12 protein-coding genes are annotated in these 14,143 nt (G+C 30.4%); 9 read left to right on the top strand and 3 right to left on the bottom strand.

The features are described from left to right. Positions 1–12: 12 nt before the first annotated feature. From SJY27_RS14335 to SJY27_RS14320, 4 genes are all read left to right on the top strand, one after another. A complete protein-coding gene (locus tag SJY27_RS14335; RefSeq protein WP_397445557.1) occupies positions 13–1,410 on the top strand; it encodes an OmpP1/FadL family transporter in 1,398 nt (465 codons plus the stop codon). Positions 1,411–1,512: 102 nt separating this feature from the next. Then, a complete protein-coding gene (locus tag SJY27_RS14330; protein ID WP_397445556.1) occupies positions 1,513–2,418 on the top strand; it encodes a NifU family protein in 906 nt (301 codons plus the stop codon). 4 nt (positions 2,419–2,422) lie between these two features. Beyond that, complete coding sequence (ubiE, locus tag SJY27_RS14325) at positions 2,423–3,154, top strand: bifunctional demethylmenaquinone methyltransferase/2-methoxy-6-polyprenyl-1,4-benzoquinol methylase UbiE (protein WP_397445555.1); 732 nt, start codon at positions 2,423–2,425, stop codon at positions 3,152–3,154. A gap of 2 nt (positions 3,155–3,156) precedes the next feature. Beyond that, positions 3,157–3,864 carry a porin family protein gene (locus SJY27_RS14320; protein WP_397445554.1) on the top strand — a complete coding sequence of 236 codons (708 nt, stop codon included), beginning with the start codon at positions 3,157–3,159 and terminating at the stop codon, positions 3,862–3,864. A 69-nt stretch (positions 3,865–3,933) separates the two neighbouring features. Here the strand turns inward: SJY27_RS14320 and SJY27_RS14315 are convergent, their stop codons facing one another. Further along, positions 3,934–4,665, bottom strand: a complete 732-nt coding sequence (locus SJY27_RS14315; protein WP_397445553.1) for a TrmH family RNA methyltransferase — start codon at positions 4,663–4,665, stop codon at positions 3,934–3,936. A gap of 69 nt (positions 4,666–4,734) precedes the next feature. Between SJY27_RS14315 and SJY27_RS14310 the strand changes: the two genes are divergently transcribed. The 3 genes from SJY27_RS14310 to accD all read left to right on the top strand — a co-directional run bounded on the left by SJY27_RS14310 (position 4,735) and on the right by accD (position 9,469). Beyond that, complete coding sequence (locus SJY27_RS14310) at positions 4,735–7,230, top strand: BamA/TamA family outer membrane protein (RefSeq protein ID WP_397445552.1); 2,496 nt, start codon at positions 4,735–4,737, stop codon at positions 7,228–7,230. Between the two features lie 95 nt (positions 7,231–7,325). Then, on the top strand, positions 7,326–8,393 hold the full coding sequence (gene fbaA, locus SJY27_RS14305) for a class II fructose-bisphosphate aldolase (protein ID WP_397445551.1): 1,068 nt from the start codon (positions 7,326–7,328) through the stop codon (positions 8,391–8,393). Between the two features lie 212 nt (positions 8,394–8,605). Further along, on the top strand, positions 8,606–9,469 hold the full coding sequence (gene accD / locus SJY27_RS14300; RefSeq protein WP_397445550.1) for an acetyl-CoA carboxylase, carboxyltransferase subunit beta: 864 nt from the start codon (positions 8,606–8,608) through the stop codon (positions 9,467–9,469). Between the two features lie 151 nt (positions 9,470–9,620). Here accD and SJY27_RS14295 read toward each other — a convergent pair whose 3' ends face one another. Both SJY27_RS14295 and SJY27_RS14290 read right to left on the bottom strand, forming a co-directional pair. Next, positions 9,621–10,439 carry a TlpA family protein disulfide reductase gene (locus SJY27_RS14295; RefSeq protein WP_397445549.1) on the bottom strand — a complete coding sequence of 273 codons (819 nt, stop codon included), beginning with the start codon at positions 10,437–10,439 and terminating at the stop codon, positions 9,621–9,623. A gap of 4 nt (positions 10,440–10,443) precedes the next feature. Then, the gene (locus tag SJY27_RS14290) at positions 10,444–11,121 is read right to left on the bottom strand and encodes a bacteriocin fulvocin C-related protein (protein WP_397445548.1); all 678 of its coding nucleotides are present in this window, start codon (positions 11,119–11,121) and stop codon (positions 10,444–10,446) included. 191 nt (positions 11,122–11,312) lie between these two features. Here SJY27_RS14290 and rpsO point away from each other — a divergent pair, with 191 nt between their 5' ends. After that, positions 11,313–11,582 (top strand): 30S ribosomal protein S15, encoded by a 270-nt coding sequence (gene rpsO, locus SJY27_RS14285; protein ID WP_397445547.1) that lies wholly within the window; start codon positions 11,313–11,315, stop codon positions 11,580–11,582. A gap of 248 nt (positions 11,583–11,830) precedes the next feature. Continuing rightward, positions 11,831–14,071: a polyribonucleotide nucleotidyltransferase gene (locus tag SJY27_RS14280; protein ID WP_397445546.1), complete on the top strand. Its 2,241-nt coding sequence runs from the start codon at positions 11,831–11,833 to the stop codon at positions 14,069–14,071. Positions 14,072–14,143 lie beyond the last annotated feature (72 nt).

Genomic DNA, 14,143 nt, shown 5'->3' with positions numbered 1-14,143 from the left:
AATTCAAACAATATGAAAAAATTAATTATCACAGCGATGCTATTCGCAGTAACGTTTACATCTTTTTCTCAAAATTTAAGATACCAAGATTTAGGAGTTTTATTCTCTGAAGACGACAACAATGGTACTGCACGTTATACTGCAATGAGTGGTGCGTTTGGAGCTTTAGGAGGCGATATTTCTTCAATGAACATAAATCCTGCAGGTTTATCTGTTTTTAATTACAGTATGTTTACGGGTACTTTTAACTCAAAAAGTCAAGATATTGCAACGTCTTTTGGTGATGCCGCTTTTAATGATAGAAGAACTTTAATCACAAACAATGAAGCTTTAAACCTTTCTCAAGCTGGTGCTGTATTGGTTTTTGACAGTGCTTTTAGTAAAGATTGGAGCAAATTTGCCATAGGTTTTAACTATAGAATAAAAAAAGATTTTTCAGGCAGCTTTTCTGCTGGCGGAAATGAAGCTGTAACTAGGTTTGATAGTAATCCAAGAGATGACAATGTTTACAACTTTACAGAGGGTCAATTTTTTGATAACACGTTTGATGGAGAAATTTCTGAGCTAAATTTTGCATTTTCTGCTGTTCATCAACAAAAATTACATATAGGGTTAGCTTTAAATTTTTATGAATTAAATTTCTCACAACAATCTGTATTAACAGAGTTAAATAGCGATGTTGATTTTAATATTTTAGATGTTGAATTATTTCAAGATAATATTACAACAGGTACTGGTTTTTCTGCAAATTTAGGTTTTATTTACAAATTGCATCAAGCATTTAGATTCGGAGTTTCTTATCAAACACCAACTTGGTATACAGAAATAATTCAAGATTCAAACTACAATCAAGATAGTAATACAGATATTGGAGAAACTACTTTTTTTCCAGAAAACGGTGGTTCTTTTTCAGAATTTAATGACTTTCAATTAATTTCTTACAGATTAAGAACACCAAGTAAATTAACAGGTAGTGCTGCCTTAATATTTGGCAAAAACGGATTGTTAAGTTTAGATTATATCAATAGAAATTACAGTGGTATTAGATTGTCTAATGGCGTGTTTACGAATGAGAACCAATTTTATCAACAAAACTTAAGAAATACACACAGCTACAATGTAGGTACAGAGTGGCGATTTGATAATTTTAGCATAAGAGGTGGTTATAACTTTGAACAATCTCCATTTATAAACACCAATTTAACAAATAACTCGATAACCAATTTTTCCGATGTTGAAGGATATTCAGTTGGTGCTGGTTATAATTTTGGGAATTTTAAAGTAGATTTTGCTTTTACTGACAACAATAGAACTGCAGACTACAACTTTTACCCAGGTTTTAATGTTAACCCTGCAAGTTTAAACATAGATAATCGCGTTTTTACAGCAACAGTTTCGTTAAGTTTATAATCGAAAATATTTATAGTAGAGGCCTTGTATTTATAAAACATACAAGGTCTTTTTTATTGCAATTCAGTTTTTTGCCGTAATTTTGCATCTCATTTTTAGATTATGCAAGAGACAATAATTACCATTCAAGAAACAACCAATAATACCATATTAAAATTCAATAGCACAAAAATTTTAATTAATGGTGGAAGTTATGAATTTTCGAATATAGACGAAGCCAAAAACTCACCTTTAGCACAACAATTATTTTATTTACCTTTTGTAAAAAAAATATTTATTACAGCAAACTTTATTGCTATTCAACGTTTTGATATTGTAGAATGGACAGATGTTCAAGATGAAGTTGCCGAACAAATTCAAGCTTATATTGCTGACGGAAATATTGTTGTAAACGAACAAATTTCATCAACAAAAAAAGAAGCCATTGAAGTATATGCAGAAGTTACACCAAACCCTGCTGTAATGAAATTCGGCACAAACAAAGCATTAACGCAAACTGATGTTGAGTACAAAAACATTGAAGAAGCCAGCAAATCATCGCCTTTAGCACAAGCCATCTTTAATTTTCCTTTTGTAAAAGAAGTTTTTATTTCTGATAACTACATTTCTGTAACAAAATATGATATGGTAGATTGGAATGAGGTTTTCTCTGAAGTAAGATCTTTTATTCGTGAATATTTGGTAGAGGGTAAAACCATCATCAAAGAATTACCTAATGAAACTTCTAAAATTAAGGAAGAAAAAACAACTCCAAATATTGAATTAGAAGGCGTGCCTGCCCAAATTGTAGATATCTTAGATGAATATATAAAACCCGCTGTTGCTGGTGATGGAGGTAATATTGCCTTTAGATCTTACGACGAAAAAAATAAGGTAGTAAGTGTAATTTTACAAGGTGCCTGTAGTGGTTGCCCTTCTTCTACTGCAACTTTAAAAAACGGAATAGAAACTTTATTGAAAGAAATGTTGCCAAATCAAATTAATGAAGTGGTAGCCATTAACGGATAAAAAAATGTCAGCAGAAAAAATAAATCCATATAAAGATTCTAAACTCGGTAAAAAGGAACAAGTTGCCCAAATGTTCAATAATATTTCTGGAAATTACGATGGTTTAAATCGTGTAATTTCTTTAGGGATTGATGTAAAATGGCGTAAAAAAGTTGTTGAAATTGTTGGTAAAAACAAGCCGAAACAAATTTTAGATATTGCTACAGGAACTGGAGATTTAGCCTTAATGATGGCTGATTTAAAACCCGATAGAATTGTAGGTTTAGATATTTCTGCAGGAATGTTAGAAGTTGGAAAACAAAAAATAGCTAAAGCCAAATTATCTGATAAAATAGAAATGATAGTAGGCGACTCTGAAGCGATGCCTTTTGATGATGCTACTTTTGATGCAATTACGGTTTCTTTTGGGGTACGTAATTTTGCAAATTTAGATAAGGGCTTAAAAGAAATTGCCAGAGTTTTAAAACCAACAGGTGTTTTGGTGATTTTAGAAACATCAAACCCAGTAAAATTTCCTTTTAAACAAGGGTATAAATTGTACACCAATATATTTTTACCAACAGTGGGCAAGCTATTTTCTAAAGACAAAGCTGCTTACTCTTATTTATCGGAATCTGCAAATTCTTTTCCTTTTGGTGAAGCGTTCAACAATATTTTAAAAAATAATGGGTTTACCTATACAAAAGCTAACCCTGTTACTTTTGGTGTGGCTACAATTTATACAGCAAGCAAATAAAAATGATAAAAAAAGCACTTCTTTTTGGTTTTTTATTAATGATTTCTGCAACGTTTTTTGCACAAAGAGAGCGTGTTGAAAATCTACCCACTTTTGATGATAGAAAAATTCATTATGGTTTTTATTTAGGTTTGAATCAAAATGATTTTAAACTAAACAAAAGAAACAGCAACGTTTTTGATGCTGGTTACACTGTAGAACCAACTTATGGTTTTAATGTTGGTTTAATTGCTGAGCTGCGTTTACATAAAAACCTAAGCATTCGTTTTGAGCCTGGTTTAATGACCAATTCTAAAAATATTATTTTTAATCACCTTACCAGTTCAAGCAATCCAAGAGATAGTATTAGAGAAGTAGGTTCTACGTATTTACATGTTCCTGTTATTTTAAAATTTAGCACAGATCGTTATAAAAACATTCGTCCTTATGTTTTAGGTGGTGTTTCTTACGATCATAATTTTTCGAGTAATGAAGCCAATCAAGATGACAATTCTGCAGGACAGTTTAGAATGAAAACTAGCAATTTTATGTACGAAGTTGGTATGGGAATCGATATTTACTTATCCTTCTTTAAATTCTCGCCTTCAATTCGTGGCGTTTTTGCAATTAATAATGAAATAAAATATGATGATGACCCCAATAGTCAATGGACATCTCCTGTAAATTTTATGGGAACTCGTGGTTTATTTCTAAACTTAGCTTTTGAGTAAAAATTAGTTACAAAGCTGCAAAGTTAAAAGTCGCAAATTTATTTGCTAGCTGAAAACTGATACTACTCACTAAAAACTTCGTTTAAACTCACTCAATAAAATTGCAGTAGCAGTGGCTACATTTAGGCTTTCCGTTTTTTGAATTTCTCCAAATCTTGGAATCGATAGTTTATGGGTTACTAAACTTTTAATTTCTTCAGAAACTCCATTTGCCTCATTGCCCATTATTAAAATAGCTTCTTTTGTCAAGTCAGATTGATACACATTTTGTCCATCCATATCTGCTATAAAAGTTGTAATTTTTGTTGACTTTAAATAAACTTCTAAATCTAAATATTTAACTGGTATTCGCGTTAAAGAGCCCATACTTGCTTGTACCACCTTTGGGTTGTAACAATCAACAGTATCTTTAGAGCAAATTAATTCTGTAACCCCAAACCAATCGCATAATCTTATAATTGTTCCTAAATTACCAGGATCATTTATAGCATCCAAAACAATAATTAAACCTGTATTTTGCAATGGCTTTTCTTCAGGTATTTTAAACAAAGCTAAAACTTTATTAGGCGATTTTAGATTGCTTATTTTTTGCAATTCTTTTTCAGAAATCCTAACAATCTTTTCTTTAGATATGGTTGTTTCAAAATTATCTAATGCAAATAATGTATCAACTTTAAAAGGAGAGTTTATCAATTCAGCCACCACTTTTACACCTTCAGCAACAAATAATTGATGCTTTTGTCTATACTTTTTTTGTGATAAACTAGTGATTACTTTTAGTTGATTTTTTGAGATACTCATTAATTGCTGCTAAATGAAAATAAACCGTTGAAAAATACTATTTTTGATTTCCTTTGGAGTGCTAAAATAATGAAAAAACTTTCTTTCTTTTTTATATTCATTATCTTTTTAGTTGCATGTAATTCTACTAAACATGTAGCTGAAGGCGAACATCTACTTACCCGAAATTATATTTTTATAGATAGCACAAAAACTAACGGAACCGATTTGCAAAAATACGTCCTTCAAAAACCCAATCCTCGTTTTATAGGCATGCCTTTAGGATTGTATTTTCATAATTTAGGCAATCACAATAAACCAAAAACTCCTGTGGAATGGGCCGAAAAAAACCCTAGTTCTTATAATATTGTAAAAAAGATATTTTCCGAAAAACAAAGCATTGCTTATGCCAATGCTTTTATCAACTTAAATAAATGGTTTTTAAATTTCCAAACTCCAGAAATTGTTAAAGAACTTAAAGTAAAAAGAACTGCTAACAATTTATCTGCATTTTACAAAACACAAGGTTTTTTTAAATCGTCTGTAACTTCAGAAATAAAAAGAGATTCTGTACATAAAAAAGCTACTGTAACTTACCACATTCAGAAAGGAAAACCGACAATTTTAGACACTATTAATATAAAAATAGAATCTAGGGTTTTAGATTCTATTTATCAAAATTCCGATTTACAAAGTTTATTAAAAACTGGGAAACAATACAAAGAACAAACCTTTAGAAATGAAGCTGCAAAGGTGGTTAAACTATTCAGAAATAACGGAATTGATAATTTTACAGAATCTGCTTTAGGTTTTTATGTTGATTCTACTCGTGCAGATTACAAAGCGAATATAGATTTTATAATCTCTGGAAATCGATTGATAGAAGACAATGGCCAATACAAAGAAAAGCCCTACAAAATTAGAAAAATTAAAGAAGTTAATGTGTATACAGATTATTCTTTTACCAAAAAAGGAGAAGCGATTAAAGACACCTTAATTTATGAAGGACTAAATTTTTTAGCACACGATAAAGTAAAATATAATGCAAGATTTTTAGCCCAGTCTATATTTTTAAAACCCAATGATATTTATAGAGACACTTTAATCAATTTAACCAGAAAACATTTAAAATCCTTACAAAATTTTAAATCTACAAACATCAATTTATCTTTAATTGATGGCGCTGATGATACATTAAAAATGGATATTTTATTATCTCCTTTAGAAAAATATACGCTAGGTTTTGAAACTGAGTTAACACATTCTAACATAAGAAATATTGGAACTTCTGCTAAATTTTCTCTTACAAATCGAAACACTTTTAAAGGTACAGAATTACTAAAACTATCACTTTTAGGCTCTTGGTTTAACTCTAACACAGGGCCAGGTTGGGAAATTGGTGCAGATGCTTCTGTAGAAATACCAAGATTTGTAGCTCCTTTTGGTTTAAGTAAGCTTGTACCTAAAGAAATGTCTCCAAGAACCTATTTTTCTTTAGGTTCGAGTTTTCAAAAAAATATTGGTTTAGATAGGCAAACCTTTACTTTTTTAACAGATTACAAATGGCAATACAACCCACAAAAAACCATTCAATTAGAAGTACTAAACACGCAATACGTACAAAATCTTAATGTAAGTAGTTACTTTAACATATACAACTCAGAATATCAAAGTCTGAATGAAGTAGCACAAACTTTTGACAATTTTACCTACAATAATACCAATAGAGAGTTAGATTTACCTAATGAAGCATTACGTTTTATGAATGCTGTGGCTGATGATGCCAGTTTTAGAATCTCGAATCCAGAGGAATTCAACAATACGTTAAACATTTTAGATAGATATAATATCATCACCTCAGATTTCTTAATCCCAACAATTGCGTACACCTACACCTACAATGGTCAGCTAGATTTTAGAGATAATGATTTTTCATTTTTTAGAATAAGACTAGCCAATTCTGGCAATATCTTAGGTTTATTATCAGATAAAACAAACAGTAAAAACAAAAAAACATTTTTAGAAATCCCTTTAGCTCAATACTTTAAAACAGATATTGAGTACAAGAAATTTTGGACTCTTGGCTCAGGAAATTCAGTTTTTGGTTTTCGTTCATCTTTAGGGGCAATTTTTACCTATGACAATTCCGACATTCCATTTACCAAAAGTTATTTTGCAGGTGGTTCTAATGATATTAGAGCTTGGCAGACTTACGAATTAGGCCCAGGAAGCAGAAATACTGGCTTAGAATTTAATATTGGTAGTTTTAAGTTTTTAACAAGTGCAGAGTATCGTTTTGATGTAGTAAGCATGCTTAAAGGCGCCTTATTTATTGATGCCGGAAATATATGGGATATTTCAAGTTCTGATTTTGTAGAAGATGATGCTAAATTTAAAGGTTTTTCATCATTAAAAAACATTGCAGTAGGCTCTGGTATTGGTGCAAGACTCGATTTTAATTTTCTTATTGTTCGTTTTGATGTTGGCTTCAAAACCTACGAACCTTATTTAGATGGTAATAAATGGTTTAGAAACTATAACTTTAATAGTGCTGTTTATAATGTAGGTATCAACTATCCTTTTTAAATAGACAACGTTTTCGTTATTTTTAGTTTCTATTTACTTTTAAAACTACAATTTTTATTATTTTTACATTATAAATAATTATTAAATATAATATAATGAGTCATAATATTAAACCTGGTGTAGCAACTGGAAAAGAAGTTCAAGAAATTTTTAATTACGCAAAAGAAAAAGGATTTGCTTTACCAGCAGTTAATGTAATTGGTTCTAATACAATTAATAGTGTTTTAGAAACTGCAAAAGAATTAAATTCTCCTGTTATCATTCAATTTTCAAATGGTGGTGCACAATTTAATGCTGGAAAAGGATTATCTAACGATGGTCAAAAAGCTGCTATTGCTGGTGGTATTGCTGGTGCAAAACACGTTAATGAATTAGCAGTAGCTTACGGAGTACCTGTAATTTTACATACAGACCACTGTGCTAAGAAATTATTACCTTGGATTGATGGATTATTAGATGCATCAGAAAAACATTTCGCAGAAACAGGTAAACCTTTATATAGTTCTCACATGATTGATTTATCTGAAGAACCTATAGAAGAAAATATTGCAATTTGTAAAGAATACTTAGCTAGAATGAGCAAAATGGGTATGACTTTAGAGATTGAATTAGGTATTACTGGTGGTGAAGAAGATGGTGTTGATAATTCTGATGTTGATGCTTCTAAACTTTACACACAACCAGAAGAAGTTGCCTATGCTTATGAAGAGTTGTTAAAAGTTTCTCCTCAATTTACAATTGCAGCTGCTTTTGGTAATGTACATGGAGTTTATAAACCAGGTAATGTAAAATTAACTCCAAAAATCTTAAAGAATTCTCAAGAATTTATCACAAAAAAATATGGTGTAGAAGAAAACCATATCGATTTTGTTTTTCATGGTGGTTCTGGTTCTACTTTAGAAGAAATTAGAGAAGCTATTGGTTATGGTGTAATTAAAATGAATATTGATACAGATTTACAATTTGCTTTTACAGAAGGAATTCGTGATTATATGCAAGGTAAAGCAGATTATTTAGCAACTCAAATTGGTAACCCAGAAGGAGCAGACCAACCTAATAAAAAATACTACGACCCAAGAAAATGGTTACGTTTAGGTGAAGAAACTTTTAAAGCACGTTTAAAGCAAGCATTTGCAGACTTAAATAACGTAGATACTTTATAAAAAAGTACATAAATATTAAAAAAAGCATTTTGATTTTAAACTTCAAAATGCTTTTTTGCGTTATAATATCAATTTAATTTTAAAAAGGACTTTAAAAGAATTAAATCAAAGAGAATTAAAAGTTAGCAAAAATCTTTTACCTTTGCTTGCTGCTATTATTTAGAAAAAAGTATTTTAATGAAAAAGTCCAACAACAAATAAATAAACTAACTATGGCTTGGTTTAAAAGAACTGATAAAGGAATACAAACTGCTACAGAAGATAAAAAAGACACACCCAAAGGTCTTTGGTATAAAACACCTAGTGGTAAAATTATAGACACAGAAGAGCTTAAGAAGAATTTATATGTAAGTCCAGAGGATGGATATCACGTAAGAATTGGGAGTAAAGAATATTTCGAATTATTTTTTGATGAAAACAAATTTGAAGAACTAAATGAAAAGCTAACTTCTAAAGACCCTTTAAAGTTCGAAGACACAAAAAAATATCCAGATCGTTTAAAAGCTGCTCAAGAAAAAACCAAGTTAAAAGATGCTGTAAGAACTGCAGTTGGTAAATCTTTAGGCAAAGATTTAGTAATTGCTGCTATGGATTTTGCTTTTATTGGGGGTTCTATGGGTTCTGTAGTTGGAGAAAAAATAGCAAGAGCCATCAATTATTCTATCGAAAATAAGATTCCGTTTTTAATGATTTCTAAATCTGGTGGTGCCAGAATGATGGAAGCATCACTTTCTTTAATGCAACTGGTAAAAACATCAGCAAAATTAGCACAATTAGCCGAAGTTAAAATTCCTTATATTTCTTTATGTACAGATCCTACAACTGGTGGTACAACAGCCTCTTATGCAATGTTAGGTGATATTAATATTGCAGAACCCAATGCATTAATTGCCTTTGCAGGACCAAGAGTTGTAAAAGATACTACAGGTAAAGAATTACCAGAAGGTTTTCAGCGTTCTGAATTTGTTTTAGAACATGGTTTCTTAGATGCTATTTACGAGCGTAAAGAGTTGAAAAAGCAAGTGAATTTATATATCGATTTAATTCAGAATTTACCTGTTAGAAAAGAAGTATAAATTTTACAATAAAACAAAGGCTGTATGAAAAGTGTTAAAACTTGTCATCGAGTTTACGAAATAATCTTATTTATTGATAATTAAATATATACATTTTCGACTTCGCCCAAAATGACATTCAAACCTAATTTTCAGACAGCCTTTTTTAACTTTATTCTGCTATAAGTTTTTCGATTTCATTTCCTATATCATAAAAAAACACATTTTTTTCATTCAGATTTAAGTAACCATTGAATCTAACTCTACCGTTCTTTAAAATAACCATATGTGGATATTTATCAAATCCCAATTGTTTTGGAATTGTATCAGAATCAGAATATAAAACTGGAAAATTGTAGTTATATTTTTCTATTCTTTTTTTTGCATGCCCCACAGTATCCCTCCTAACAGGTATATTTACAGCATATAATAATACATTAGAGTTGTTCTGATATTTATAATATAGTTTTTCAAAATCTGGAAATTTTTGAAAACATTTGCCACAACCTGTTGTCCAAAAATCTAATACAATAACTTTATTTTGAATTGTATCTATTCTCATTAAACCATTATTTGATAAGAGTTCTGTTTTTGGTGCATTTTTAATTTTTCGAGCATTAAAGTTCTCTAAAAAAAACCAAAAATTTATAAATCCATAAATGCCAATTAAAATTAAAATAATCGAGTATGAAATTTTAAACAAATAAGATTTACTCCTTAAATAATACCCTAATAAAAAAGTAATAGGAGTAAAAATTATGTAAATAATTATATTATTTAGTTTAGAATCTGGTAAAAATAAATGAATAATCCAAATTATTAATAATGGTATAAATAAAGTTAAAACACTTTTATATGACATATACATACTAACAATAAAAGCAGATATCATAAAAACAGGAAAAATAATTTTCTGGGTTTTAAATAAAAAAACAAACAGTATGTATATAATTACTACTAAGCCACCATAAAGTAATGTTTTTTTAAACATCTAATCAGTTATTTGAGATGTCAGAAGTACAGTATCCATCACATGTTGTATTTCCAAAAACTCCACAATCATTATTTGCAAATTTACATTCATCTGGCTCACTACAAGTATTATTCCAACCTGTACAGCTAGCACTGTAATAACAAGTACAAGTATCTGGTTCTTCCTGAACTTTAGCAGCATGACTATTAGAAACATTGCCACTTGATAATATTTTAGATTTCTTTTCATTGAGATCTCCAACAGAAAAAAACATTGAATAAACAAATTCTTTACTCCAATTAAACTTTTTTACACCTACCATAACTTTTTCATACAATTCATCTGAAAATTTCTGAGAAATAGGTTCTTCATAATCCATTTTTTTAAATGCTACACCAAACCATTTTAAAAACTTTTTCTCTTCTTTTGATAAATCAAGCTCAAGTATATAAATAACTTTCTCTTGCCAAATTTTTTTCTTTTTTTCCGATGGTAAAGCTCTCAAGATAGCTTTCTGTTTTTTTATTGAAAAATCTAATATATCATTTCTATCATATTTTGATATTTCTTTTTGATTAACTCTAACCCAATTGTTAATATCATCATCATGTGAAAATTCATGATCAACGGTTTCGCTACAACTGGTTAATAAAATTGTAAACACAATAGCACAGCATGACTTTTTAAAAAAGTTTTTCATAGTAATTTAAATTTAAAGTTTATTTATTATAAAATTCTAGGAAAGTAGTTTCATAGCCTATTTTTCCAACACAATGATAATAATAATAATAATAATTTCAAAATTATTTCTTTAATAAAAAATAATCATATATTTGCAGCTGCAAAGCAAACTGCTCTGCAACGCATAAAAATCATTTAAATAATATTGGCATGTACTTAACAAAAGAAATTAAAGAAGGAATCTTCGAAAAACACGGTAAAGGAAAAAATGACACGGGTTCTACAGAAGGTCAAATTGCGTTATTCACACACAGAATCAACCATTTAACAGAGCATTTAAAAAACAATCGTAAAGATTTTAATACTGAACGTTCTTTAGTAATGATGGTAGGTAAACGTAGAAGTTTATTAGATTATCTAAAGAAAACAGATATCACAAGATATCGTGCAATAATCAAAGAATTAGGAATTAGAAAATAATTTCTTTAAAAGAGGCACTATAAACGTGCCTCTTTTTTATTTAAACGACTACATTAGTACTTTCTTTTCATAAGAAAGTTTAAACTTTTCTACGAGAATAACAAACTCATGAAAAAAGAAAAAAATCAAAAGAATTAACAACCCTTTTGAATTTCCATTGGAAAAACACACAACAACTATTTTTACTGAACTTGTTTCAGAACAACACAACAACAAACAAATTAAACATTAAGAATTTTTAAAAATTTATGATTCCAAAGGTATTTAGAGAGGTTATAGACCTTGGAGATGGAAGAACCATCTCATTAGAAACTGGTAAATTGGCAAAACAAGCCCATGGTTCAGTTGTTGTTCAATCAGGTAAATGTATGTTGTTATGTACAGTAGTATCAAATTATCATCAAGCAGATGTAGATTTTTTACCATTAACTGTAGACTATAGAGAAAAATTTGCGGCTGCAGGTCGTTATCCTGGAGGTTTCTTTAAAAGAGAAGCAAGACCAAGTGATGGAGAAGTGTTAACAATGCGTTTAGTAGACCGTGTTTTACGTCCATTATTCCCAAAAGATTACCACTCAGAAACTCAGGTTATGATTCAGATGATGTCTCATGATGATGATGTTATGCCTGATGCAATGGCTGGTTTAGCAGCTTCTGCTGCTATTCAGTTATCAGATTTACCATTTGAATGTGCTATCTCTGAAGTAAGAGTAGCAAGAGTAAATGGCGAGTTTATCATCAACCCAACAAGAGCACAATTAGTAGATGCTGATATTGATATGATGGTGGGTGCATCTGCAGATTCTGTAATGATGGTAGAAGGTGAAATGGATGAGTGTTCTGAAGAAGAAATGGCAGAAGCCATTAAAATTGCACACGAAGCTATAAAGGTACAATGTGCTGCTCAAGTTGCTTTAGCAGAAGCTTTTGGAAAAAAAGAAGTTCGTGAATACGAACCAGCTGTAGAAAACCAAGAATTAGAAGCTAAAATTAAAGAATTAGTTTACGATAAAACGTATGCAATTGCAAAAGCAGGTTCTGCAAAGCACGAAAGAAGTGCTGCATTTAGCGAAATTAAAGAAGACGTGGTAAACTCTTTTTCTGAAGATGAGCAAGCTGAATTTGGTAAACTTATTGGAAAATACGTTTCAAAAGCGCAAAAAACTGCAATTCGTGATTTAACTTTAAAAGAAGGTTTACGTTTAGACGGACGTAAAACTACAGATATTAGACCAATTTGGTGTGAGGTAGATTATTTACCATCAACTCATGGTTCATCAATTTTTACAAGAGGTGAAACCCAAGCATTGGCAACTGTAACTTTAGGAACTTCTAGAGAAGCAAACCAAATAGATATGCCCTCTTTTGAAGGTGAAGAAACTTTCTATTTACACTATAACTTCCCTCCTTTTTCAACAGGAGAAGCACGTCCTATTAGAGGAACGTCTAGAAGAGAAGTTGGACATGGTAATTTAGCACAAAGAGCATTAAAAGGAATGATTCCTGCTGATTGCCCTTATACAGTAAGAGTGGTAAGTGAAGTTTTAGAATCTAATGGTTCTTCTTCTATGGCAACTGTTTGTTCTGGTACAATGGCATTAATGGACGCTGGTGTACAATTAAAGAAACCTGTTTCTGGTATTGCTATGGGATTAATTTCTGATGGTGAAAACTATGCAGTGTTATCTGATATTTTAGGTGATGAAGATCACTTAGGTGATATGGACTTTAAAGTAACTGGAACTGCAGATGGTATTACTGCTTGCCAAATGGATATTAAAATCAAAGGATTAAGTTACGAGATTTTAGTAAATGCTTTAAAACAAGCTAGAGATGGTCGTTTACATATTTTATCTAAATTAACAGATACTATAGAAAAACCAAATGCTACTGTAAAAGCTCACGCTCCAAAAATGATTACAAGACGTATCCCTAATGATATGATTGGTGCATTTATTGGTCCTGGAGGTAAACATATTCAAGAATTACAAAAAGAGACAGAAACTACTATTGTAATTACAGAAGACCCAATAACTGAAGAAGGTATTATTGAAATTCTAGGAACAAAACCAGAAGGAATGGATGCAGTAATAGCTAAGATAGAATCTATGTTATTTAAGCCAGAAGTTGGTAGTGTTTACGAAGTTAAAGTAATTAAAATGTTAGACTTTGGTGCTGTTGTAGAATATACTGAAGCACCTGGAAACGAAGTTTTATTACACGTAAGCGAATTAGCTTGGGAACGTACAGATAATGTTACTGATGTTGTTAATTTAGGTGATATTTTAGACGTAAAATATTTCGGAATTGACCCAAGAACACGTAAAGAAAAAGTTTCTAGAAAGGCAATTTTACCAAAACCAGAAGGTTTTAAAGAAAGACCACCTAGAGATAACAATCGTGGAAGAGACAACAACAGAGGTAGAGATAATCGTGGACGTGACAACAGACGTGATGATCGTAAACCTAGAGAAAGAAAAGAAGATTAAGTAGGTACTGAACTTGTTTCAATATCTCCATCAAAATGTTTATAAATCGCCAATTAATTTTGGCGATTTTTT

It is taken from the genome of Polaribacter sp. R77954 (genome assembly GCF_044595335.1).
GTDB lineage: Bacteria > Bacteroidota > Bacteroidia > Flavobacteriales > Flavobacteriaceae > Polaribacter.
The sequence above is the reverse complement of the archived record's forward strand: the minus strand, read 5'-3'. Positions and strand labels throughout refer to the sequence as shown.